Raw genomic sequence first — 23,878 nt, 5'->3', positions numbered from 1 at the left:
TCCGTGCGCAAAGAAGCGATTAGGGTAGAGACTCTAATCGCTTCTTTATTTTATATCAATATAATTTCAGAAAGACTCATATTCTGAATTATTCCCTGACTTCTTCCAAAGACTTGCTGAAAATGGGTTCCATCCAATCGGTCGAAAGCTTTTGCACGGAAGCATTCAGAAGTGCATTCCACTGATATGAAATTTGTTCGAGATCTTGCTTTTCATACCTGTGCTCAACCATATTAAAGCCATTCTTTTCACATAGAATAACATCTATAGGGAAATCAACATCATTGGCACTCACACGTGTAGAATCAAACGCCAGAAAACCCAACTTAAGTACCTCCTGCAATGAAGTGGTATATTTTAAATTGCGGTATAAGATAGGTTTACCATAATTGGATTGGCCGATGATAATAAAAGGAGAACCTTCGGTTACCTCAATCCAGTTGCCTTCCGGATACAGCATATACAATTTATGCTCATCATCATTTTCAAGCTGCCCTCCTATTAATGCCGACAGATTAAAGGCCAGCCCGGCTTCTCTCAATGACATCTTGTCTTCGCTTGCTACCCGCTTCACCTGTTCACCAAAGGCATTTACTGCCTTATACATTTTATCGAATCGATGGTCTTGTTGCTCCAGTACCTCTTTAAAGTAGGTAATGGCTTTATCACGAACTGAACGCAAACCCGCAGTCATAATAAACATCGAATGTTGTTTCGACTGATGAATAAAAACTTTTTTATTCGTAGAAACCTCGCTCCCCGAAGTGATACGTGTATCAGCTATGGCTACAATTCCCTTAGCTACCTTTACTCCCAAACAAAAAGTCATATCAGAACATCTGACGGGTCGCCGCCTCGGTTATTAGCAATGAAAGCAGCATTCACCACTGATTAAAATAAGTCACAAAAGTAAAAAATGCTATCTTACTAATTGCTATCTTACTTGATTTAATTTATACCTCAACAGGCTTCAACCCAAAATAGGTCTCAAATACTGCCTTGGCCACATTATTATTCCGGATTTGAAACTCATCCAGATACGGATGCAATGCTTTATTGAAAATGTCTTCAACTTCAGTAAATTCTATTTCATGTCTGAGTTTACTTACCTGTTTTTCGGCAGGATTAGAATAACCTTCGGTAATTTTATGACCTGAAATCTCATACAATGAAAGCTCAGCTTGTCTGATACAATAGAATACCGATCTGGGGAAGCTCTTATCCAAAACCAGGAACTCAACAATATGCGAGGGGTTAATTACCCGGTGTTCCTGCCGATACATATTAAATGCTCCTACAGACTTCAATACTGATGTCCAGATCAACAATTCCTGAGGAGAGCCAAAGGCTTCGTCGTCAGGTAACAAAATAAAATAACGCACATCCAGAAAACGGGATGTCTTATCTGCACGTTCCAGAAAGCGGCCCATTCGTCCGAAATGAAATGCTTCATTGCGTGTTACAGTAGAATCGACAATTCCCCAGAAAAGCTGGCATCCGTCTTTTATTTCCGTAAAAAACTGTTGCAGTTGCTCAACATCCCAGTTTTTGGCAGATTGCGTCTCCTTTATTTTCAGATAAAAAATATTGATGTGTTCCCACATTTCTTTGGTGATGCTTTCGCGTATTGTACGGGCATTTTCGCGGGCAGCAGATAAGCAACTGTAAATAGAGTTCGGATTACGCTTATCAAAGGTAAGGAAGTCAATTACGTTGTTCCGGTTGGCTTTGGTGTGAAATTCATAAAAACCATAATTATCGGCAGTAGCAATCAACAAAGGCTCCCATTGTTCTGTTAAAATACCGGGGGCATCAAGGGCAAGGTTCAGGTTTACACTTATAAAACGAGAGTAATTCTCTGCTCGTTCTATATAGCGATTTATCCAATAAATAGAATTGGCAACTCGGCTTAACATAATAATCTTTGGTTTTCATTGATGACAACCAAAGATAGCAAACGAATCTTGAATTACAAACGAAATATTTTGAAGATTAGACCGATTAAAACAAAACCAGTTATATTTTGACCAGACCCAACTTGATGGCTTCCATTACGACCCCAACTCTTGTTTTTACTCCCATCTTCTGAAACACCTGTTCACGATAACCGTCAACCGTACGGGGGCTTACACACATCTGATCGGCGATCTCATTATAGGTCTGTTCACTACAGGCATATTCTATAAATTGTATTTCCCTGCTATTAAGACCTAATCGCTCAGCAGGATTTGTCGTTTTCTCAGGATTCAGGCTTTTGATGAGCCGGTCAGTAATGTATTCGGTATAATAAAAACCTTTGTTCACAACTGCGTCTAAGGCATCCTTTAATTCTGAAGGCCGGCAACCCTTCAGTAAATATCCCCGTGCGCCATTTCGCAACATGGTTATTATAGCCTCTTCCTTATCGTACATCGAAAGTGCCAGAACTTTCACATCAGGATAATTATCTTTAAGCCAGCCTGCGGTTTCAAAACCATCCATTTCGGGCATGTTAATATCAAGCAACACAACATCAGGCACCATATTCAGCTTAAAATAATGCATCAGTTCTTTGCCGTTTTCTACTTCGTATATAACATCATAGTTATCAAGTTTTTGTATCAGGCCCGCAATAGCTTTGGCTACTAACTGGTGGTCGTCAGCAATGGCAACTTTAATCATATTGAGTAGACTTATAGAAGTTTACAGGAAAATCTGCCTGGTAGTTAAATAATACTTTGTGCCGTAATTTCTTCCGACAATCTTTTTACAATCAAAATTAATCAGAGTAGCTCTTCTATTTACATTTCCTAAACAATTGCAAAAACCTGAAGCTTCGCGGTTCGTTAATTTTTCATTTTCGTCAGTTTTACCGTCATCATTTATGTTGAGTGTAAAATTATCAAGAAAATAGCTAAACTCTACTTCAATTTTCTTCACTTCCGAATGTTTTAATGCATTACTCAGAATCTCTTGTACAACTCTGAACAGGATAATTTCACGATTGTATCCCAGAGAGTACTTATTACCCTTTATTACAAAGTTTGCTTCTATTTTTTTTGCTTTTCTGATTTGCGATAACTCACCTATTACACTTTCACTAAGACTAAATTCCTGTATGAAATTTGCATCAAGGCCTTTGCTTAAGGTTCTGATCTCAAGCATTATCCGGGTTATTAAATCATTTGTCTGCTGAAACTTACGCGCAAAATCATCGTAGTTTCCGGCTTCAATACCTTCTTCTATTATATACAAATTAATCTTTACAACCGACATCAACTGCCCGATATTGTCTTGCAATTCCTGTCCGATAGATTTCAACTTTGAATTTTGTATCTCTATTTGCCCTTGAAGGATTTCCTTTTCATACGTTGCCTGAGCATCATATTTTTCTAAATCAGAATTCTGGTGTGTTTTCAGGTTACGCAAAAAAAGAATAACAAGAATAAATAAACCTTCAACAATTGAAATAAAGAATAGATTCGACATAACTCCTAAAGTCTAAATGGCTGAATAAATTTATACTAACAGATAATTATGGCGCGTGTAACGCGAAACACAATTTACCTCCAAACGATCAGCAGTTAGTGTATGATGCAGTCAATTTAAAATAGTGATCCTGATGGTTTCACATACAACAGCAAGAAGATAAGCCCACAAGTGCGCCTTAACAAAGAAGACAATTACATTTAACAGCACTCCAATTATCTCAGGAGTTTTATCAAAATTTCCGGCAATTTACTACCTCGCAAATTCTCTCAAAATAGTATTTTTCCCCTTTCTGAAAGGGGAAAAATACTATCGCAAAACCGTATTTACCTTGTGGATTTACATAGTGTGCAGGCTGTAAATTTGCATCATTAAATAAGTATACGGCGTTGATGAAACCAACAAAACAGCCAGACACACATTTACGCATATATATTAAAATAGACTAATAAAAGTTTAGCGCATTATTGGTTTGGTAAAAAAAATAAGTTTTAAGACATTTATCAGTTGGTAAGCCGAATCATGAATGAATATTCTGATTTCGAAAAATCAAACTACTTACTACTTATCACACTCAATCAATATGCAAAAAACAAGAATTCTGATAGCCGACGACCACATGATTGTGGCAGAAAGCCTGAGTATGCTCATCAATATGATGGCAGATTTTGAGGTGGTAAATACAGTAAAAAATGGCCGGGAAGTGCTGGTTTATTTAGACACTCATGAAGTTGACATTGTGTTGAGTGATTTGAACATGCCGCTGATGAACGGCATCGAAACTACCATAATGGTAAGGGAGAAACACCCCCGGGTAAAGACTATTCTATTGACGATGTCTGAAGATGCGGCCATAATAAAAGAAGCACTTGTGGCCGGAATTGACGGGTATATAATGAAAAATATAGGAAAGAAAGAATTGGAAGTTGCCCTGAAGAGTGTAATAGAAGGGCAGAAGTATTTTAGTGAGGCGGTTGTAATGCGATTGGCAGAAATACCCAACGATGCAACCCCCAGTGGTAAAGACGAGATTACAGAGAATGTGCCGCTTACCACCCGTGAAATTGAAATCATGCGATTAATAATACAAGAGTTAACGAACGCAGAGATTGCCGAAAAAATCTTTATCAGTACCACTACGGTAGAGACACATCGCAGAAATCTGATGAAAAAACTAGGGGTAAGTTCGGCGCTTGGTTTAATGAAGTATGCCTTAAAACATGGTTTAATTAAATAACCTCTCACTATCTTATTTTTATTGATCATGACAAAGACAATTAACCCTGGCGCTCATTTTTTGCCTGCTTCAGGCATCGACAAAAACAGAGTTACCACCTTGTTTGGACAACTAAGGCCCATTACAAAAGACAACCTGAAAAAATCTTTAGGTATGGAAAATCCTCTGGCGCTTGTTGAAATCAACGATTCTGCCGGTAGTGCCAAGACGTACTTTATGGAAAGCGATGCACTCGTAAACTTTACCAAACCACAGGCCGACGCCAACGGTAAGTTTCCGGCTCTTTATGTAGAAGTATTTGAAGAAGCTCAATGCTCAATCAAAAAAAGACATAATGAATATCATGCCATGCAGATCAAAGAAGCCAAAGAATTCAGGGAATTTATGCCAACGTATACTCCTTTCCATGAGTATTGATTTCTATCTTTAATTGCTGAAAGATGTTACTTACTGCCTATAATCTCCCTAACTATATTCTTCAAAAAGGCACAGATAGTGAATTTTGTGCTTTGAGTAACATCTTCTCAGCCAATAATAACTGCCTTATTGAAAATATTGATTTAAACAATCCTCGTAATACACTTTTAAAATGCACCATAGGTGACCAATCTTTTGTTTTTAAACAACCAAAATTTCTCACAAATGGAGGCACCTGGTTGATAATAAACGAATTTCAGTTTTACAAATCTTTCCCTCATTTGCAGGTCAAAGCTCAGCGGTTTTCGTTTGATGAATATTATAAGGTTTTACTGCTGCCCTATTTATACAGCCCGGCAACGCTGGAAGAAACCATCAGTTGTTCTTCTAAATTACAGAATTATGCTTTGAAAGCCGCCAACTCACTGGCGCTTTTACATCAGGCATTAACATTAGAAGGAAATGCGGCGGTGGAGAAATTTATCCAGAATAATTGTTTGCATACCATTTCAAACTATAATGGCTTTCTTAATCTATTGCAAAGAGGAGCCAGTCAGCCTCAGTTTCTGGACGAGGTCGTTTTCCCTTCCTTTGCTTATATTTTTTCCAGCAGGTCTATTCTTCATCATTTTCTAAATAAAGATGCTTTCATAAAGGCCCTGGAAACATTATCTCTTTACTCTGATGAAAAGCATTTGATTCATGGAGATTTGAAAATTGAAAACCTACTACAAGAAAAAGACCAGGACATTCTGAAATTTATCGATTTTGAAAATGTATCAAAAGGTGACCATGCATGGGACTTCGCCTGCTTTCTTGAATCTGTATTGTATCAACCTTCATTAAGACGAGGAGCTACCCCTGAAAAATATCAGGAATCATTAATGAAGCGCTTTTTTTTCTTTGCTGTGTATCTGAATACATATTGCGAAAAGTTTGATTTCAACGAGCATGAACACAGGCATTTTCTTTCAAGAGTTTTAAAATTCTGGGCACTTAGAAAGCTTGAGAAATTTCGGATTTATGACGGAAACTTCAACTATTTTCTCAAAAGTCTTGAAGTGATTAAAAAATTGATGCTTGAAACCGATTTCTATATCGATCAGATTTATAATTCAACCGAGCGCAGATTCGAAATATTCGGATTCTGACTTATTCAATAGCTATGACTAAAAATATTAAACAACAGATTCAGTATATCATATCAAATTTAGATGCCAGTTTTCAATCGAGAATGATGGCTTCTAAAAAAGAAGAGGAGCTTATTGCAAAAAAGTATGAGATAAGCGACCGGATTTATTGTCTTTATGCCAATGAAGAGCAGAATGAAAACAAAAATCATGATTTCAGGGAATCGCTGGACTGGCTGGTAGAACAATTTTATCAATCGAAGGAAAACGTGTCATTCTGGGATAAAAACTGGACATTCGATGACAATTCGACAGTTTATGCCAAGCGCTTCGGTAAATTCTATATTTCGAAAAGTGGGCAATTCAAGCTTGTTTCCCCGGAAGACTTTATTTCATCGACAGACAACAGCAATCAACATAAATATATTGATTTGCGAATTAAGCGATTTGAAATTTCAAATAATTCATGGTTCTATTTTAGAGGAAATAAGTATCTGGGTATTAGTTTCCTGACTCGCCTCTACTTTAATTTCAATTATGATTTTGAAAATATCGTATCATTTTCAAAAGATCTTTGCGATGCACTCAACTCCTGGGCAATTCCTTTTGAATATAAATTCGCAACACAGTCAACTAAACGCTTCGACAAAGGAGTACTTTATACAGCACGTGAAAACTACTATATTGTATTTTATATAGTAAAAACGATAGTATCGGATTTCAAATACGTAAATCTGTTTGGCGAAGAGAATCTAGCTTTTACTAAAACTACAAATCTGAAAGGTATAAGTTTTGGTGAAGAACCACCCATAAAAAACTCAAGCTTTGGCAGATATCGCGCCGATATTTTGGCTGACATTTACATAGATTATTATAAAAGCCGGAAAAAATGTAGTACATCCGGCCGGTTAGAACATTTCTTTAGCACTAAATTACTTGAGGCAGGATTTGACACAAAGGATTTTTTCAGAAATCCACAAAGCCATTATCCCTATGACTTTTCTATTTTTAAGAAAAAAGTTAAGCATAAAGAAAACAAAACCAACCTACCCGCAGACAAGTATTTGATTTGGGCTTTAAATACAGGCCGACTAATTTGCAAACATGCAATCATTATTAATCAACAAGGCAAAACTAATTGTCGGTGGCTGAGTATAATTGAAGATGAGGCACAGAATGTGGAATATCGACTGACAGATGATAGCTTTCATGAAGGCAGATTAGGGATTGTTTTTTTTCTGGCCAAGCTCTACAGCTATTTCCCCGATGAGTACATTTTTAAAATTATTTGTAAAGCAGTATTAAAAAATATCAGCTTAGAAGAAAACAGACAAGATGATAGCCATTCATGGGATGTTATCAATAAAATAAATATATACTTAAAATCATCCGTATCTAAAGTCTCAAAAAAACAACAGGGACCAGCTTCCAATTTACCTTTCGTTAATGAAATCGATAAAATCATCAGTGAAACGAATAGCTATTCAACAGTAAGTACAGATGCTCCACAACCCATCATCAATAAGGGGCACTCAGCCATAGGTTTAATTTTGCTGGCTATGCAAGAGAATAATGCCGAAGAATTAAAAAGGCTGTCGAAATATTACGAAAAAGACTCTCTATTGAAATTGATAAACTATATAAAATTCTAGTGCGTAGTAAAAGTAATTATATCAGGCAAACATCTTTTCTTCCCAAAACAATTCAGGCACTCTGATAACAAATTTAGAGCCTTTATTTGGCTCACTGTTGATTGATAATTTTCCGTTTATCTTATCCACGCGGTGCGCTATATTCTTCAGTCCCTTGCCATTACCATTTAATGTCGGGTCAAAGCCTTTGCCATTATCTTCAATAATAATCTCAAGATCACCGTTCTGTTTCTCATTAATTTCCAGAGTCACTTCTGTTGCTTCGGCATGCTTAATAATATTATTAATAGTTTCAAAGCAGCAAATGTATACTTCAAGCGCAACATCTTGTCTGATAGGTTTGAGCAGTTGAGAAGTATCAAGCCTGAAATTAGTTTTTGCCGAACTGATATTCAAATCATTCATAAACTTCTCAAGTGCTCCAATCAGTCCTTCTTCTTCAAATTCGGCAGGTAGCATATTATGAGAAATCAACCTAACCTCTCCATAGGCCCTATGCATGTTCTTCAGTATTCCTTCGTATATCATTTGTTCTTTCTCAGACAAACTTTCCTTATCCAGGGCTTCAAAACGCCATTTTAAAGCTGACAGCGTACCACCAATATTATCATGCAGTTCTGATGCAACCCTCTCTCGTTCCATAGTCTGTCCTTTCAGAAGTGCCTCTTTTATTTCCTTATTTTTTCTCATGAGTTCACTATTGGCCACTACTAGCTCTGATGTTCGCTCAGCTACTTTATGCTCAAGCGATTCGTTCAATTTTTCTATATCAGCGTTTTGCGACTCAATCAGCTTATTTTTATTGGCAAGCGATATATAATATGCCAGAACAACCACTATAAATATCAGCAAAGCTATTAGCCCTACACCCATTAGTTTTGTCTTGTTATCTCTTTCCTGATTTCTTAAGTTAAGCTGCGCTATTTTTCTGTTAGTAAGTTCATTTTCATAATCCAGCTGCAGAAGTCTTATTAGTTGAGAGTTTCTGGTAGAATCTTCTCTTAGTTTTAAATTTGCATATTCCTTATAATACTGATAGGCCATTTTTGTATTCCCGAGTTCTTTCTGAACTTCAGAAAGTGTTTTGACAATCTCTGAATATACTTCAGTATTAACTCCCAATGCTTTAATACGCGCAGTCGTGGCATGCTCTAATGCCTCTTTAAGGTTTCTCTTATGTAAGTATATTTTAGCAATTTCATTATTCACAAACGCGTCTTTATCATTATAAACATCTTTAACTTTGTTGGCCTCTTTAAAGGTATTCAGTGCTTCATCATACCTTTTTAATTCAGCCTGGGTTTTACCCAAATTTACCAGTACTGCTGATTGTACATTAGAACTCTGTAGAGGTTTATTGAGCTTCTCGCAAAGTCGATAATACTTCAAAGCCTCATTAAAATCTTTTTTGGTAGAGTATAAAACTCCAATATTAATCAAAGTTAGCAGATAGTCTTCCTGGCGATTGTTCGATTTACTAAATTCAGCTAGTCTCTTATAATAAATGAGTGCATTACTAAAATCATTCATGGTCATATAATTATAAGAAATCCAGCGCAATATATTTCTGGTCTCTATATACAGTTTCAATTCTTCAGCCAGAACCAACGCTTTAAAACAATATTCTAAAGCTTTTATAGGCAGAAACTGAGATGTATGGTATCTGGCAAAATGTATATAAGTCTTTAATATACCGGGTTTATGCTTGTTATCGGTAGCAATAATTAATGCTTTCTGTAAATAACCAAGTGTTGAATCGCTTTTGAGCTTAGTATATTCTCTTGCCAGTTCACAATAAACGTTTACCAATGTGGTATCTAAAGCGAGACTTCTTTTCTTGGCAGACAGTTCAGACAAAACCGAGCGTAAGCTATCAATACGCCTTTCAGCGTGAGCAGATAAACTGATAAACACGAAAAAAAAAGTAGAAAAAAGGAGGTTTTTCATTTAGCTTAAAGCTTAATCAACTCGTTGGAGAAAACAGCAAATTTCTCTGACAGTTAAGAAGAGTTACAAAAATACTGTTTTCATGATATAAATATACTGTCTGGACAGTATTGAACAATTACAATCATTGTATCAACTTTGCATCACTACCCGAAGGTGCCAAAATGGCCTTGCTTTGACTTTAAAATCGAACTTTGTTAGCAGATAGTTATTCCAGATTTAAGGAGTATTTATCTGCTACTCTGGTTTAAATAGTATCTACTTCCCTCTCCAATCTGAAGGGAATCTATCAAAACAAAATGCTGATTCAACGCCTCTTTCCGGGTTCAAACCCAATGGAAAGGTTTCAAGTCTATATACGTGGCTCATGCCAAATGTATTTAATAGTACCGAACTTTGCTATAAAATTCAGCAAATTTTTCAGCTGAAAAATTATCAATATACACAGTGAAAGATACTTGTACTTGGCTCTGCCTATCAAATAATAAAGCGTAAATCTGAATAAGTGTCTATTTATTAAATTCATCGTTTCTATTCAATGCATAGCTTTATTCAGCATATTGAATATTTTTTTTAAATTGCCATCCTATCTTGCTGCACCTTAACAGCTGTAAAGCATCATTTTACCCTAATTACTTATGAAGCTCTTCAAGAAAATATTCATTTCATTACTGATACTAGTTGCCGTTGCAGGAGTGGGCATTTATATCTGGCTTGGCAGTTTTAAACCCAATCTGAATACTGAATTAAAGCTGGACGGCCTTAAAAACACCGTTGAAGTACTCTATGACGACTATGGCGTCCCGCATATATATGCTCAAAATGAAGACGATTTGTTCTATGCATTTGGGTATGTGCACGCGCAAGACCGTCTGTTTCAGATGGAACTACTTAGAAGACTGGCCGACGGTAGGCTTGCTGAATTATTCGGCGAAAAAGCGGTAACCTCAGATAAGTTCTTTAGAACATTAGGCTTCCGTAAACATGCGCAATGGACGATTGATTCTCTCGTAAATAAAAACCCGGAAGCTCCGTTTGTAAAAGCCGCAAAGGCCTATATCAAAGGGATTAACCAATACATAGCGCAAGGAAAAGCTCCCCTGGAGTTTTCGTTAGCGGGTATTCCCAAAACACCTTTTACACTGGAAGATGCTTACATAATTTCAGGCTATATGGGCTTTACTTTTGCTGAGGCATTCCGCTCAGAGTCAATCGCTACCTATATTCATAATAAATATGGTGATGCTTACCTGAACGATGTCTGGTCGCAATGGCCAAAAGGCGAGCCCACTATACCTGTGCAGAAAAAGGACTCTTCGATTAAAATTGCACAGACACTGGCAATAATGGCGAATGAGATAGCTAAAATAGAAACATCGGCCCCTTTTCCTCCCTATCATGGTTCTAACGGTTGGGTTATCAGTGGTTCAAAAACAAAATCAGGCAAACCTATTTTATCAAACGATACACACATTGGCTTTGCTCAGCCATCAGTTTGGTATGAAGCCCATCTGGAGTGCCCGGGTTTTAAATTCTATGGTAATTTCCTTGCAGGCACTCCTTTCGCTGCATTGGGGCATTCTCAATACGGAGGATGGGGACTTACCATGTTTGAAAACGATAATGTGGATTTTTTCAAAGAAAAAGCTAATCCTCAAAACCCCAATCAGGTGTGGTATAAAGATCATTGGGAGGATCTGAAAATATATAAGGAAACGATAAAAGTAAAAGATGCTGATGATGTAGAGTTTTCGGTCAAAAGCTCTCGGCATGGTTTAATAATGAACGAAAGTTTTGACGAAATGGCTAATCAGAAAGACCCGATTGCGCTTTGGTGGGTCTTCAACCAGTTTCCAAGCCCTTTGCTAAACATATTTTATGACCTGGCTCATGCTAAAAATGCAACTGAAGCATCAAAAGCCGCGAGTTCTCTTTCTGATCCCGGCCTGAATTTTATGTGGGCCGATACAGAAGGGAACATAGCATGGTGGGCAGCAGGCAAGCTACCTAAACGGCCTGCTCATGTGAATCCCATGCTGATTCTTGATGGCTCTACCGGAAACGACGATCCGCAGGGCTGGTACGATTTTTCTCAGAATCCTCAGATACTGAATCCACCAAAGGGAATATTGTATACAGCCAACAACCAACCTGCCGATATGGGAACCGGCTTTGTGCCTGGTTATTATGTGCCGGGTAACAGAGCTAAACGAATTGAGGAATTGTTATTTACCGACAAAAAAGACTGGACACCCGAAGAACTAAGAAAGGTAATTAATGACGTGACATCACCCAGCTACAAAAGTTTGTTGAAAGATATTATCCCCATCATATTTGCTGAAGAGCTATCTCCCCTTTCAAAAAAATCGATAGAAAAACTGATACCGTGGGACGGCTCGCATGAGCTGGATGATATAGAACCTACTATTTTCTATAGATTCCTCTATTATATTCTTGTAAATACGGTTAAAGACGAACTCGGAAATGATATTTTTTCTGCTTTTGAACACAACGTAAATTTCAAAAGAAACATGATTGCCCTGATAAAAAAGGAAGACTCACCTTGGTGGGACAATGTCAATACTCCGGAACGTGAAACACGCAGACAGGTACTTACTAAATCATTGAATAATGCAACGGCAAGCCTGGAAAAACAATTGGGAGACAATATAGACAAATGGCAGTGGAAGAAAGTGCACACGCTTACACACAAACACCCACTGGGTATTTTACCGGTAGTAGGTAAGTTTTTCAATGTTGGTCCCTACCCTGCCCCCGGGGGTAGAGAAACTGTCAATAATCTTGACTTTCAGATGGATTCAACCGGAATATATGAAGTTACCTATGGGCCTGCCCTGCGTAGAATTATTGATTTTGCGTATCCTGAACAAGGTAAAAGCGTATTACCTACCGGGCAATCGGGCAATATAATGAGTAAGCACTACAACGACCAGGCACAACTATTTGTTGAAGGCGGTTCTCGTGCAGAACTCATGAATAAAACCTACATCGAAAAGGTCAGAACAGGAAAACTCATTTTTAAGCCCTGACAACCTGCTGCTCATGAAATTTTAACAGGGCTTGGTAAGTCAAGCCCAATTCTTTTCTTTGTCTCTTAATGATATTATAAATGCGTGAAGGTAGAAAATTATCTCCCAGCTGAAATACAGTGTCGTAGGCTATAATGGTTTCATCATCGCCTTTTTTGCATTCCTCCACCAGTATCGCATCGTTCTTTCGGGTAAACAATCCTTTTATTTGCAGCAAAACCCTGTTCCACATGGCACCGACACTCACGTCGTCAACGATTTCTTCTCCTATGTCCTTTAATTCTCTCTGCAGTTCTCGTGCATAACTACCTCTTTTTTCGGCTTCGTCAAGCATTGCATTCCGGAGTTTGTCATTATCTACATTACCGGCTGCTTCTATATAAGCTTCTTTGGCATCGAGATTGTGAATAATCAGATAATTCACTTCTCTGGCAATTTTTTCAGTTTCCATAGCTAATCATTTTTTTATATAAATGGCTAATTTCTGGCCACTTCTCTACTTGTGTTATTTACAAAGCTGATGATCCTTTCAGGCACCAGGTTCTCAATTGTCTGTACGAACTGTCTGGTCGATTCATTTATTTTAGCCTGATTGTCCCAGGTTAATGAATAAACCACCTTGTTGGAATCATCCAGGAATAAAATCTCTTTGAAATTTTTACCCTTTGTCAAATCTCTGTCTATTTGTTCTCCACCATTATCAAGCCCTACTGCATTTGCTATTAAATTCGTAAAAACCTTTGTTGAAACATTAAAGTTAAGTCGGCTTGTAATCTCTCCGTTTTCATCTCTTACGGCAATTACCTCTCCCATTTCATCAATCGAAATCTGATATTCATGCTTATAGGTATCCGATTGAGGCATGTCCAGATAAGAGACCACTATTTTGGCAATAACCGGTGGAATATCATTATAGTAAATTACTTTCTGTGCGTTTGAACGTCTATCCACAAAAATAATTTCATTAAAGTCATCTTTCGAAACCGCCATTACTGCTGTTTTGTAGGCATCAGAAGACTTTACCTCCTCATAATAAACATACAAGGCCTTATTCTTTGCCTGCACGGTTGTAATAAGTGGTTTGGTTGATCCTGATCCGGAAATGGCTACTATGAACTGATTCACAAAGTCTTTATCACTGATTACCGGAACCGCGTTGCTCTCATGTATAATGGCGGGCTTAAAGAAATAAGCCATTTGCTCATAATTGGTAAACACATGAAACATCAACCCTGAAGAAGACACTGTATTCTGAGGTGCAAAGTTCTGACTGAAACGTCTTGTTTTGATATGCTCTGACTGGCCGAAAGCTATCGTTACAAATAAAATACCTGCCAGCACACTGTTTAGGATATTTTTCATACTATTCGAAATTTAAATGGATTCAATCTCTGATAGTACGAAAAATATCATTCCACTGTCCGGATAGCAGAATTTAGCAGCAGGCAATTAAATCAATGGGAAATTTTAACCTCACAGAAAGTCCCTGATAGCAGTATTTTACATTATAAGTTCAAAAGACTCTTGAGTTTCCATAAAATAAGGCCGATTACTACCCCAATACCATCTGCTAAGGCATCATACCACTCAAAGCCACGGTGAAACGATTCCGGTAATATACCCTGCCAGAATTCAATGGCAATACCGTAGAGAATTCCTACAAGCAATGTTCTGGTATATCTGCCAAAGGCTGCCTGCCAGCAAAAAGCCCAGGCTCCAAAGGCAATAAAATGAGCCATTTTATCACTTAAACTCGCGGGCATTTCAAGGTTTTTACTCGGCAAAGTGCATAAAACCCATATTACGAGCGTAATGGAAACAGCTAAATATTTATTAGCGAGAAAATTGTTGACGATATTCTTTAAATTCATAAAAACAAAATGTGTTTAAAAATTATGACTATTAACGGCACCCGATTAAATATAAGTATTCTAATTTTTTCTAAAATAAAACAAATAAATTACCCATTTGCACCTATAACTCAAACCCTATACCGCAAAAAAATACTAAATTCGCAAACATAGCAACAACACCACCTTTGACTTATGGCAGACGCGACTGAGAAATCATTAAATTTTATCGAGCAAATTGTAGAAAATGACCTCGAAACCAGTAAATACAACGGGAAGGTACTGACACGTTTTCCGCCTGAACCTAATGGGTATCTACACATTGGGCATGCTAAATCTATTTGTTTGAATTTCGGTGTAGCGCAGAAATATGGTGGGCAGACAAACCTTCGTTTTGATGATACAAATCCGGTGACAGAAGATACAGAATATGTTGATTCAATTAAAAATGATGTGAAATGGTTGGGCTTCAATTGGGCAAATGAATTTTATGCATCAGATTACTTTGACCAACTTTATGAATTTGCAAAGAAGCTCATCAACAAGGGTCTGGCTTATATTGACGATAGTACCTCTGAAGAAATGGCTGCCATGAAAGGTACACCTGTAGAGCCGGGTATTAACAGCCCCTACAGAACGCGGAGCATGGAAGAGAATATGGGTTTGTTTGAGCAAATGAAAAACGGTGAATTTCCGGAAGGCTCTCGTGTATTAAGGGCTAAAATTGATATGGCTGCCCCGAACATGCTGATGCGTGACCCCATCATTTACCGCATAAAATTTGCCAAGCATCATCGCACCGGCGACAAATGGTGTATTTACCCGATGTATGATTTTGCGCATGGCCAATCTGATTCCATTGAAGGTATCACTCACTCTATTTGTACCTTAGAGTTTATACCTCACAGAGAGTTGTACGACTGGTGCATAGAAAATCTTGAGATTTTCCCCTCGAAACAATATGAGTTTGCACGTTTGAATCTTACTTATACTGTAATGAGCAAGCGTAAATTATTACAATTAGTTAATGATGGCTATGTAACCGGATGGGACGACCCACGTATGCCTACCATCTCCGGCCTGCGCCGCAGGGGTTATACTCCGGAAGCAATACGCGATTTTTGTGACAGAATCGGGATAGCTAAACGCGACAACCTCATAAGCGTTGGCTTACTGGAGTTTTGCATCAGAGAGCAGCTTAATAAAACGGCTGCAAGGGTAATGGCCGTGCTGGACCCGCTGAAAGTAGTTATTACCAATTATCCGGAAGATAAAACTGAAGTACTAACCACTGAGAATAATCCGGAAAATCCTGAAGGAGGTACACGCACGATTCCGTTCAGCCGTGAGATTTTTATTGAGAAAGATGACTTCATGGAGAATCCTCCGAAGAAATATTTCCGCCTGGCTCCCGGTCAGATGGTACGGTTAAAAAGTGCTTACATTATCAGATGTGATGAAACAGTGAAAGATGAAAATGGTGAAATAACTGAACTGCGCTGTTCTTATTTCGAAAACTCGAAAAGCGGGCAGGACACCTCGGGTATTTCTGTAAAAGGAACCATTCATTGGGTTTCGGCTGCAGAGGCAATTAAGGCTGAAATAAGACTGTATGACCGTCTTTTTAAAGTAGAAGATCCCGGAAGTGAAGAAGGTAATTTTAAAGAATACATCAATAGTGATTCCTTGGCAACCATCCATGCATATTTAGAGCCTTCTCTGAAAGAAGCGCAGCTAGGCGCCAACTACCAGTTTTTGCGTAAAGGCTATTTTTGTCTGGATAAAGATTCTACTGCAGATCAATTGGTTTTCAACCGTACTGTAGGTCTGAAAGATACATGGGCAAAAGAAAGTGGGAAGTAATACCTTCTTATTTTTTATTAAAAAGCCGCATGTATGTGCGGCTTTTTAATTTACCAGACTCGCTTATCGTCGGTTCCTGTTTATCTTCAATGCATGTCAGCATGTAAACTTAAACCCTATGCCGTGCACATTTTCGATTTTTATTTTAGACTCATCCGAAAGCATTTTTCTGAGCCGGGTAATGAATACATCGAGGCTACGACCTAAAAAGTAATCATCTCTACCCCAAATGGCCGTCAGTATTTCCTCACGTTTTATTACCTGATTTTTTCTTTCGCACAAATACTTTAAGACCTCCGCCTCACGATGTGTCAGTTGTTCAGTCTTATTATCTGATTTCAACGACAACTGGTGATAATTGAAATCGTAATCGCCCAGTTTCCATATACCCTGCCCCTCGGCTACCTCTTTGTTAATATCTTTTCGTTTCAGAAATACCTTGATACGCAGGTTTAATTCTTCAATACTGAAAGGCTTGGTTACGTAGTCATCACCTCCTACTTTCAGCCCTGCTATACGGTCCTCCTGCATACCTTTGGCAGTCAGAAAAATAATAGGTATCTGCTGGTTCTGTTTTCTTATTTTCTCAGCCAATGAAAACCCGTCCAGTTCCGGCAACATGACATCCAGTAAACAAAGATCGTATTTCTCTTTAGTAAAGCTTTTCCAGGCTTCCTTTCCATCCAGAAAATGAGTTACATCATATCCTTCTATTTCAAGATTGTCTTTTGTTACAAAACCCAGGTTGGGATCGTCTTCTACATATAATATTTTAGACATATTGTGTTGTTATCTATCCGAAACAGGTCAATCTGTTTCTTGTTTCATTATCACGGTAAATGTACTTCCTTTTCCAGACGCACTCTCAACTTTTATCTCCCATTTATGCGCCTTTACTATCTCTTTTACATAACTTAAGCCCAATCCAAAGCCCTTAACATTATGCTTATTGCCGGTTGGTACCCGATAAAATTTGTCAAAAATTTTGTTCTGATCTTCCTTCGCAATGCCAATACCATTATCGGCAATAGAAAGTATCAGATTGTTTTCTGTATTTTCGGTCTTTATCGTGATACGAGGGGTCTTCCCTGAATACTTAATGGCATTCTCTAAAAGATTTCTTATCAGACTAATCAGTTGTGAACGATCGGCATAGATACTCGTGCGGGTAGCATTTAATTGCAGACTTAATGATTCGTCCAGTTCGGCCTTTAGTCCTTCAGTTACATCATCAATAACACTATGCAGCTCTTGCAACTGAATATCTAATTGAAGTTTGTCGCGCTCCATACGCGCCGTGTTCAATACCGACTCGACCTGATTCCGCAACCGGTTATTCTCCTGCCTGATGATATTCACATACTTCTTTAAACGCTCGGGTTGCTCTAGTATCTTAGACTGCCCTAAAACATCGGTAGCCACATGAATAGTAGAAATAGGAGTCTGAAACTCGTGCGTCATGTTGTTAATAAAATCGCGTTGAATTTCGCTCAATCGCTTTTGTCTCAAAATAACAAACATGGCATACCCAAAAAAAGCCGTTACTATTAAAGTTATTAGTGAAGACATCAACCATATATCTAAGCGGCTGGCCAGATAACTTATTTTGCTTGGGAACCTGACCCCGAAATAGTTAAGATATTTATCCGTTTTGGGTAAGACTTTTTTTATTGTCGACCCTTCTTCAAAATCTGAATTAATAAGTGCTCCATAAATAATCTTGTCTGTATTACAATCATAAATACCGTACTCAAAATCGGTCTGCAAGTTCTGCTTCTTAAACTCATCCATCAGGTAATGCTCGAGCACGTCAGCATCCAGGGGAGCACGCAAATTAGCTACGTAATAATCAGAAGAAAGCTGAGTAACCGGATTTTCTATGCCCGATAACTTATAAAGTGTAGAGATTTTGTTTGTTACGTTGCGTAGTGAAATCATAACAGTTTGCCTAAACTGTTGTTCTTTTAAATCGAATGCACGTTTCACCCAATATGCCTGTACCGCAATAATACCTGTAATAGAAAGCGTGCCAAGTATAATCAATAGCCGGATGGTGTTTCTGTTCAAAACCGGAGAGTTTTTTTGTAAAATTAGGCAAAAGCCCAGGCATTGGCAAAACTTTAATTGAGAGTGTAACGAATCCTTTATAAAAAAAGTTATGTAAAATCTAAAAAATCTTTCAAAAACATTACCTGTTCTTTGAAAAGGCAAATTTTCTACCTTAATTTGCTCCGCTCAAAAATCTTATCTATATCAAAAGAATTGTTTTCTCTTTTCCCTAAGCACTATGCAAAAATTACAAACCCTCGATTACGTTGTATTCCTCTTCTACTTCATTCTGGTATCGGGTTATGGCTATTGGATTTACCAGCGAAAAAAGGCTAAACAAACATCAACAAAAGATTTTTTCCTTGCTGAAGGGTCTCTTACCTGGTGGGCCATTGGTGCTTCACTGATTGCTTCAAACATTTCAGCCGAGCAAATGATTGGTATGTCGGGCAACGGCTTTTCGATGGGTCTGGCTATTTCAACCTATGAGTGGATGGCAGCAGCCACACTTATTGTAGTGGGGGTGGTTTTCATGCCTATCTATTTGAAAAATAAGATTTTTACCATGCCTCAGTTCCTTAATCAGCGATACAACTCAACCGTGAGTCTGATTATGGCAGTTTTCTGGCTGGCATTATATATTCTCGTAAACCTTACTTCTATTCTGTATCTCGGTGCATTAGCTGTATCGGGTATTTCCGGAATAGACTTTACAGTCTGTATGATTGGATTAGCTATTTTTGCTATTGTAATTACTATAGGCGGGATGAAAGTAATTGGTTTTACAGATGTAATTCAGGTATTCTTTCTGATTATCGGTGGTTTGGCTACTACCTATCTGGCTGTTACACTGGTATCAAGCGAGTATGATGGTATATCGAGCCTTACCAACGGTTTAAAGCTGATGACACAGAATTCTGATGACCATTTCCACATGATTTTCAAGAAAGGAGACCCGCATTATATGGCATTACCGGGATTAACCGTATTGATTGGCGGTATGTGGATCGTGAATCTTAATTACTGGGGTTGTAACCAATATATTACACAACGCGCCTTGGGAGCTGACCTGAAAACTGCACGTGAAGGAATTCTGTTTGCAGCTTTCTTAAAACTACTGATGCCTGTAATTGTAACCCTGCCGGGTATCGCAGCCTATACTCTGTATCAAAAGGGATTGTTCCAACAAGAAATGCTTGGTGCCGATGGTACGCTCAATCAGGACAATGCATATCCTGTATTATTGAATCTGCTTCCTATCGGCTTAAAAGGCCTTTCTTTTGCTGCGCTGACAGCCGCTATAGTAGCCTCGCTAGCAGGTAAAGCCAACAGTATTTCAACCATCTTTACGCTTGATATTTTCAAGAACTATATCGGTAAAAATGCCTCTGAAAAACATCTGGTATGGATTGGCCGTGTAACTATTGTAGTGTCAATGATTCTGGCCATTGTGGTTTCGCCTTATATGGGTATCGATAAGAAAGGAGGCTTCCAGTTTATTCAGGAAATGACCGGTTTATTATCGCCCGGTATCTTTGCTTCATTCGTGATGGGCTTCTTCTGGAAACGTACCAACTCTGCAGGCGCCTTGTTTGCTATTGTGGGTGGTTTCCTGATTGCTCTTTCTATGCACAACAACTGGCTTCCTTTTGCCGACTGGACTACCGTTCCGTTCCTTGACCGTATGGGTATTGTGTTCCTGGTGTGTATAGCGGTCATGTTTATTTTAGGTTATATATTACCTGATGAAGGTAAAGGGCTTGAAATCGACTCCAGTATGTTCAAAGTGCAAGGACCATTTGCTGTGGGTGCTGTTGCTGTAATTGCTATTATTACATTCTTATACTGGTATTTCTGGTAATATTTATTTTATAAGATTAAAAAGGAGAGTGGCTTAAAATAATAAAGCCACTCTCCTTTTTAAATAACATCTTCCGGCAATTTTACTACGTAAATAGCTTCTAATTCAAAATGCAGAAAAACAACGGCCAATATATACCTCAGTTGGATGTGCTCAGAGGTATTGCCATACTTATGGTTTTTTTCTACCATACGCAACTTTGCATCTTTCGAGGATACGAAATACAAACCTACACAGCTAACGGCACTCTTGATGTAAAGACATGGAAAGATACCATTCTTAATTTTTCGCCTTTTGCTTTTGGTTGGTTGGGCGTGGAGCTATTTCTCGTTATAAGTGGTTTTGTAATTCACTATGGTTTTTTGATAAGCAGAGACACTTTTAATATAAAAGGGTTTTATGTAAAACGATTCTTCCGGATTTACCCGCCTTATTTCGTGATTCTGTTGTTTCTTATAATTTTAAGAGCTTTTACTTTTTCCGGTGAAAATATGTTGCAGCATGTATTGTTGATTCACAACTTTTTTTCCGAGTATTTTTATTCAATAAACCCTTCTTTCTGGAGCCTTGCACTTGAAGTACAACTTTACATCGCCTATCCTCTGTTTCTGGCTTTGAGAAAACGTATTGGTATAAAGAAAACTGTAGGCTTGTTGGTAGCACTTCATTTTATTTGCACTTTGACATGGTTTGTATTGACCAAAGGGGAAATTTCGCCTTTCATATTTTCTGTTCCGGTATTTTGGTTTACCTGGGGAGCAGGTGCTCTGGTAGCAGAACTTTATCTGGAGAAGAAGAAATTGTTTCAGAAAAATCAGTTAATTCTATTCATAATATTCATTTTCCTGATACCTGTCAGTAAATATACTGTAATTGGAAATTTGCTTACCATATTTATCTCTATTTGTGCGTGGGTAGCTTTGTTAGAGTGGTTTCTGCATACAAAATGGGAAGAAAAATTATTCTTAAAGCTATTGTTTAAATTATTGAGCGGCTTGGGAATCTGCAGTTATAGTATATATCTTATTCATCAACCATATCTCTGCGATCTACTTGTTTGGGGTAACATGGACTATAACATCATGCGCCTCATTGTAAATCCTCTTGCGGCATTACTTGTTATCGTTCTTATTTCATATTCACTTTATGTATTTGTAGAACAGCCATCAGTAGCTCTGGGAAAAAAAATCTGGAAAAAATACGGAAACAGATAACACTATTTATGCCTGAATAATCAGCGCATTTTTCGCTTTAACTAGCATTTATGAATGGGCAATTATGCTTTTTTTGTAACCAATGTAGTTATTAATGGTAAGCAGATTTCTGCTAATGATGTATAAAAAGATACGGTTTGGTCGGTTTTAGGTAATTAATACAGGCTTTTTTCATAAAAAGCGGTATTTTTGTGCATCTACAAAATACGGAAAAAAGATTTAATGAAAATTGCCGCCATTGACATAGGTTCTAATGCAGCCCGAATGCAGATTTCGTCGGTTTTGCATGACAAAAAGAAAATCAGTTTTAAAAAAGTAGAATACGTACGTTTTGCACTTCGTTTGGGGATGGACGTATTCAATACCGGAAGGATATCTTATGAAAGTGAAGCCAGAATTAAAAAACTGCTGATGGCTTACAGGCTCCTGATGGAGTTGCACGAGGTAGATGCCTATATGATTTGTGCGACTTCTGCCATGAGAGAAGCCGAAAACGGAACCAACATTTTAGAGCGGATCAAAAATGAATTGGGGATGGAGATTCATCTGATTGACGGAGAAAAAGAGGCTGAGCTCATCAACAATGTAATTATTGCAGTGCTTGAAAACGACAAAACTTATCTGCACATTGATGTAGGCGGGGGCAGCACTGAGCTGAACATCTACAAAGGCCGTACTAAAATAGCCGCTAAATCTTTCAAAATAGGTTCTGTACGCCTGCTCGAGCACAAAGAAGCACCTGATGTATGGAAGAAGATGAAGACCTGGATAGAGGACACGATTCCGTCGCATGAACATGTAATAGCGGTAGGTACGGGCGGGAATATCTCGAAGCTTTTCAATATGATTGAAAACAAGACAAACGGAAAAGCTACACTGGATGAACTGGAACAAAAACGTGATTATATCAGTCAGTTCAGCATCGAAGAGCGCATTAATCTGCTACAACTGAACGCTGACCGGGCCGATGTGATTGTACCTGCTTCAGATATTTACATTTCAGTAATGAAATGGGCCGATGCTCATGAAATAATTGTACCCGATTTAGGATTGAAAGACGGTATATTGCTACTTGTCTATGAAACTTTATTGAACGAATAAAATTAATATGAAAAAGAAACTTTTTGCCTCTGTGGCATTAATCGTCACGAGCCTGAGCCTTGCACTGATATTATCTTCATGGGGTATATGGGGGCATCAGCACATTAATAAATCGGCGATTTTCGCCTTGCCCGATGAACTCAGGATTTTCTTTTACAATCACCTTGACTTTATTACGGAGGAGTCAAACATACCCGATTTAAGGAAATACACCTTGAACGATAAATCGGAGAATCCCCGGCACTATGTTGATATTGAAGATTTCGGTTCGTCAATAGACAACATACCGCAAACAGGTAAAGAGGCTTACGCCAAATATGACAGCAAGCTGCTGCAGTCGAGCGGTATCCTTCCCTGGTATATTCAGGAAGTAACCGAAAAATTGACCAAATCGATGCAGGGCAAAAGAAAAACAGAGGTTCTGTTTCTAGCTGCTGACCTCGGCCATTATCTGGCAGATGCCCACATGCCTTTGCATACTTCGAGTAATCATAATGGTCAGCTAACCAACCAAACGGGTATCCATTCTTTCTGGGAGGCACAATTGCCGGAAACCTATGGCCCTCAATACAACCTGAATGCCGGGCAAGCCAGATACATTGACGATATAACCAAAGAAACCTGGCGTATTATCAAACAATCGCACGAGTTGGCAGATACGCTGCTGGCAAAAGACCGCGAACTGAGAAAGACTTTCCCGGCCGATAAAATCTTCAAGAAAGATGAAAACGGTAAAATCATCAGAAACAAATTCAATCAGGCTGTATACAGCAAAGAATACGCAGATTTATATCATAAAGCACTGAGCGGCATGATCGAAAACCAGATGAGGGGGGCTATTCAGGCCGCGGCCAATTTCTGGTATACTGCCTGGGTAAATGCCGGAAAACCCGACTTAAAAGCATTAGACGATGAAGGGTTAACTAAACGTAACAAAGGCTATCTGAAAAAAGATCTGAAAGCCTGGCAGAAAGGAAAGTTAACGATCCTGAAAGTTGAACCTGAGTATTAAAAATAAAAACAGATAGAACCCTATCGA

General features: G+C 38.2%; 20 protein-coding genes. 10 read left to right on the top strand and 10 right to left on the bottom strand.

What is annotated here, in order from left to right; translation table 11 throughout:
- Nucleotides 1–88: 88 nt before the first annotated feature.
- From AC1RRY_RS04455 to AC1RRY_RS04440, 4 genes are all read right to left on the bottom strand, one after another.
- Complete coding sequence (locus AC1RRY_RS04455; protein ID WP_492817819.1) at nucleotides 89–829, bottom strand: proteasome-type protease; 741 nt, start codon at nucleotides 827–829, stop codon at nucleotides 89–91.
- Nucleotides 830–953: 124 nt separating this feature from the next.
- Complete coding sequence (locus AC1RRY_RS04450; RefSeq protein ID WP_492817820.1) at nucleotides 954–1,916, bottom strand: alpha-E domain-containing protein; 963 nt, start codon at nucleotides 1,914–1,916, stop codon at nucleotides 954–956.
- Between the two features lie 100 nt (nucleotides 1,917–2,016).
- Nucleotides 2,017–2,661, bottom strand: coding sequence for a response regulator (locus tag AC1RRY_RS04445; protein ID WP_492817821.1), 645 nt, complete (start codon nucleotides 2,659–2,661; stop codon nucleotides 2,017–2,019).
- 21 nt (nucleotides 2,662–2,682) lie between these two features.
- A complete protein-coding gene (locus AC1RRY_RS04440; RefSeq protein ID WP_492817822.1) occupies nucleotides 2,683–3,468 on the bottom strand; it encodes a sensor histidine kinase in 786 nt (261 codons plus the stop codon).
- A gap of 583 nt (nucleotides 3,469–4,051) precedes the next feature.
- On the opposite strand from AC1RRY_RS04440, the gene AC1RRY_RS04435 reads away from it, so the two are divergent.
- Genes AC1RRY_RS04435 through AC1RRY_RS04420 form a run of 4 tightly spaced genes read left to right on the top strand, consistent with a single transcriptional unit; the run spans nucleotide 4,052 to nucleotide 7,904 of the window.
- Nucleotides 4,052–4,705 carry a response regulator gene (locus AC1RRY_RS04435; protein WP_492817823.1) on the top strand — a complete coding sequence of 218 codons (654 nt, stop codon included), beginning with the start codon at nucleotides 4,052–4,054 and terminating at the stop codon, nucleotides 4,703–4,705.
- 27 nt (nucleotides 4,706–4,732) lie between these two features.
- Entirely contained in the window at nucleotides 4,733–5,122 is a 390-nt protein-coding gene (locus tag AC1RRY_RS04430; RefSeq protein ID WP_492817824.1) for a hypothetical protein, read from the top strand.
- Nucleotides 5,123–5,145: 23 nt separating this feature from the next.
- Nucleotides 5,146–6,273: a phosphotransferase gene (locus tag AC1RRY_RS04425; RefSeq protein ID WP_492817825.1), complete on the top strand. Its 1,128-nt coding sequence runs from the start codon at nucleotides 5,146–5,148 to the stop codon at nucleotides 6,271–6,273.
- A gap of 14 nt (nucleotides 6,274–6,287) precedes the next feature.
- Complete coding sequence (locus AC1RRY_RS04420; protein WP_492817826.1) at nucleotides 6,288–7,904, top strand: T3SS effector HopA1 family protein; 1,617 nt, start codon at nucleotides 6,288–6,290, stop codon at nucleotides 7,902–7,904.
- 21 nt (nucleotides 7,905–7,925) lie between these two features.
- On the opposite strand, the gene AC1RRY_RS04415 is transcribed toward AC1RRY_RS04420, so the two are convergent.
- Nucleotides 7,926–9,851 carry a tetratricopeptide repeat-containing sensor histidine kinase gene (locus tag AC1RRY_RS04415; RefSeq protein WP_492817827.1) on the bottom strand — a complete coding sequence of 642 codons (1,926 nt, stop codon included), beginning with the start codon at nucleotides 9,849–9,851 and terminating at the stop codon, nucleotides 7,926–7,928.
- A 638-nt stretch (nucleotides 9,852–10,489) separates the two neighbouring features.
- Here AC1RRY_RS04415 and AC1RRY_RS04410 point away from each other — a divergent pair.
- Nucleotides 10,490–12,901, top strand: a complete 2,412-nt coding sequence (locus tag AC1RRY_RS04410) for a penicillin acylase family protein (protein ID WP_492817828.1) — start codon at nucleotides 10,490–10,492, stop codon at nucleotides 12,899–12,901.
- On the opposite strand, the gene AC1RRY_RS04405 is transcribed toward AC1RRY_RS04410, so the two are convergent.
- The 3 genes from AC1RRY_RS04405 to AC1RRY_RS04395 all read right to left on the bottom strand — a co-directional run bounded on the left by AC1RRY_RS04405 (nucleotide 12,891) and on the right by AC1RRY_RS04395 (nucleotide 14,772).
- Nucleotides 12,891–13,352 (bottom strand): PA2169 family four-helix-bundle protein, encoded by a 462-nt coding sequence (locus AC1RRY_RS04405; RefSeq protein WP_492817829.1) that lies wholly within the window; start codon nucleotides 13,350–13,352, stop codon nucleotides 12,891–12,893. The genes AC1RRY_RS04410 and AC1RRY_RS04405 overlap by 11 nt on opposite strands.
- Nucleotides 13,353–13,378: 26 nt before the next feature.
- The gene (locus AC1RRY_RS04400) at nucleotides 13,379–14,263 is read right to left on the bottom strand and encodes a hypothetical protein (RefSeq protein WP_492817830.1); all 885 of its coding nucleotides are present in this window, start codon (nucleotides 14,261–14,263) and stop codon (nucleotides 13,379–13,381) included.
- 143 nt (nucleotides 14,264–14,406) lie between these two features.
- On the bottom strand, nucleotides 14,407–14,772 hold the full coding sequence (locus AC1RRY_RS04395) for a VanZ family protein (protein WP_492817831.1): 366 nt from the start codon (nucleotides 14,770–14,772) through the stop codon (nucleotides 14,407–14,409).
- 174 nt (nucleotides 14,773–14,946) lie between these two features.
- Between AC1RRY_RS04395 and AC1RRY_RS04390 the strand changes: the two genes are divergently transcribed.
- The gene (locus AC1RRY_RS04390) at nucleotides 14,947–16,614 is read left to right on the top strand and encodes a glutamine--tRNA ligase/YqeY domain fusion protein (protein WP_492817832.1); all 1,668 of its coding nucleotides are present in this window, start codon (nucleotides 14,947–14,949) and stop codon (nucleotides 16,612–16,614) included.
- Nucleotides 16,615–16,710: 96 nt separating this feature from the next.
- Here AC1RRY_RS04390 and AC1RRY_RS04385 read toward each other — a convergent pair whose 3' ends face one another.
- Together AC1RRY_RS04385 and AC1RRY_RS04380 are read right to left on the bottom strand one after the other, a co-directional pair.
- Nucleotides 16,711–17,394, bottom strand: coding sequence for a response regulator transcription factor (locus AC1RRY_RS04385; RefSeq protein ID WP_492817833.1), 684 nt, complete (start codon nucleotides 17,392–17,394; stop codon nucleotides 16,711–16,713).
- Nucleotides 17,395–17,421: 27 nt separating this feature from the next.
- On the bottom strand, nucleotides 17,422–18,681 hold the full coding sequence (locus tag AC1RRY_RS04380; RefSeq protein WP_492817834.1) for a sensor histidine kinase: 1,260 nt from the start codon (nucleotides 18,679–18,681) through the stop codon (nucleotides 17,422–17,424).
- Between the two features lie 220 nt (nucleotides 18,682–18,901).
- Between AC1RRY_RS04380 and AC1RRY_RS04375 the strand changes: the two genes are divergently transcribed.
- The 4 genes from AC1RRY_RS04375 (at nucleotide 18,902) to AC1RRY_RS04360 (ending at nucleotide 23,851) form a co-directional block, all read left to right on the top strand.
- Nucleotides 18,902–20,524 carry a sodium:solute symporter family transporter gene (locus AC1RRY_RS04375; protein ID WP_492817835.1) on the top strand — a complete coding sequence of 541 codons (1,623 nt, stop codon included), beginning with the start codon at nucleotides 18,902–18,904 and terminating at the stop codon, nucleotides 20,522–20,524.
- A gap of 110 nt (nucleotides 20,525–20,634) precedes the next feature.
- Nucleotides 20,635–21,738 (top strand): acyltransferase family protein, encoded by a 1,104-nt coding sequence (locus AC1RRY_RS04370; protein WP_492817836.1) that lies wholly within the window; start codon nucleotides 20,635–20,637, stop codon nucleotides 21,736–21,738.
- A gap of 222 nt (nucleotides 21,739–21,960) precedes the next feature.
- A complete protein-coding gene (locus AC1RRY_RS04365) occupies nucleotides 21,961–22,839 on the top strand; it encodes a Ppx/GppA phosphatase family protein (RefSeq protein WP_492817837.1) in 879 nt (292 codons plus the stop codon).
- Nucleotides 22,840–22,846: 7 nt separating this feature from the next.
- The gene (locus AC1RRY_RS04360) at nucleotides 22,847–23,851 is read left to right on the top strand and encodes a zinc dependent phospholipase C family protein (protein ID WP_492817838.1); all 1,005 of its coding nucleotides are present in this window, start codon (nucleotides 22,847–22,849) and stop codon (nucleotides 23,849–23,851) included.
- Nucleotides 23,852–23,878: the final 27 nt, after the last annotated feature.

The sequence above is a fragment of the Emticicia sp. GW821-FHT11C11 genome, from assembly GCF_058808615.1.
This window is presented reverse-complemented; position numbering and strand designations above follow the sequence as displayed.

What these genes read in the sequence shown, in the direction of transcription:
- AC1RRY_RS04375 (WP_492817835.1), top strand. Translation starts at nt 18,902, where the DNA reads ATGCAAAAATTACAAACCCTCGATTACGTTGTATTCCTCTTCTACTTC.
- AC1RRY_RS04440 (WP_492817822.1), bottom strand. Translation starts at nt 3,468, where the DNA reads ATGTCGAATCTATTCTTTATTTCAATTGTTGAAGGTTTATTTATTCTT.
- AC1RRY_RS04415 (WP_492817827.1), bottom strand. Translation starts at nt 9,851, where the DNA reads ATGAAAAACCTCCTTTTTTCTACTTTTTTTTTCGTGTTTATCAGTTTA.
- AC1RRY_RS04390 (WP_492817832.1), top strand. Translation starts at nt 14,947, where the DNA reads ATGGCAGACGCGACTGAGAAATCATTAAATTTTATCGAGCAAATTGTA.
- AC1RRY_RS04455 (WP_492817819.1), bottom strand. Translation starts at nt 829, where the DNA reads ATGACTTTTTGTTTGGGAGTAAAGGTAGCTAAGGGAATTGTAGCCATA.
- AC1RRY_RS04410 (WP_492817828.1), top strand. Translation starts at nt 10,490, where the DNA reads ATGAAGCTCTTCAAGAAAATATTCATTTCATTACTGATACTAGTTGCC.
- AC1RRY_RS04370 (WP_492817836.1), top strand. Translation starts at nt 20,635, where the DNA reads ATGCAGAAAAACAACGGCCAATATATACCTCAGTTGGATGTGCTCAGA.
- AC1RRY_RS04445 (WP_492817821.1), bottom strand. Translation starts at nt 2,661, where the DNA reads ATGATTAAAGTTGCCATTGCTGACGACCACCAGTTAGTAGCCAAAGCT.
- AC1RRY_RS04430 (WP_492817824.1), top strand. Translation starts at nt 4,733, where the DNA reads ATGACAAAGACAATTAACCCTGGCGCTCATTTTTTGCCTGCTTCAGGC.
- AC1RRY_RS04395 (WP_492817831.1), bottom strand. Translation starts at nt 14,772, where the DNA reads ATGAATTTAAAGAATATCGTCAACAATTTTCTCGCTAATAAATATTTA.
- AC1RRY_RS04425 (WP_492817825.1), top strand. Translation starts at nt 5,146, where the DNA reads ATGTTACTTACTGCCTATAATCTCCCTAACTATATTCTTCAAAAAGGC.
- AC1RRY_RS04405 (WP_492817829.1), bottom strand. Translation starts at nt 13,352, where the DNA reads ATGGAAACTGAAAAAATTGCCAGAGAAGTGAATTATCTGATTATTCAC.
- AC1RRY_RS04385 (WP_492817833.1), bottom strand. Translation starts at nt 17,394, where the DNA reads ATGTCTAAAATATTATATGTAGAAGACGATCCCAACCTGGGTTTTGTA.
- AC1RRY_RS04450 (WP_492817820.1), bottom strand. Translation starts at nt 1,916, where the DNA reads ATGTTAAGCCGAGTTGCCAATTCTATTTATTGGATAAATCGCTATATA.
- AC1RRY_RS04400 (WP_492817830.1), bottom strand. Translation starts at nt 14,263, where the DNA reads ATGAAAAATATCCTAAACAGTGTGCTGGCAGGTATTTTATTTGTAACG.
- AC1RRY_RS04435 (WP_492817823.1), top strand. Translation starts at nt 4,052, where the DNA reads ATGCAAAAAACAAGAATTCTGATAGCCGACGACCACATGATTGTGGCA.
- AC1RRY_RS04365 (WP_492817837.1), top strand. Translation starts at nt 21,961, where the DNA reads ATGAAAATTGCCGCCATTGACATAGGTTCTAATGCAGCCCGAATGCAG.
- AC1RRY_RS04360 (WP_492817838.1), top strand. Translation starts at nt 22,847, where the DNA reads ATGAAAAAGAAACTTTTTGCCTCTGTGGCATTAATCGTCACGAGCCTG.
- AC1RRY_RS04420 (WP_492817826.1), top strand. Translation starts at nt 6,288, where the DNA reads ATGACTAAAAATATTAAACAACAGATTCAGTATATCATATCAAATTTA.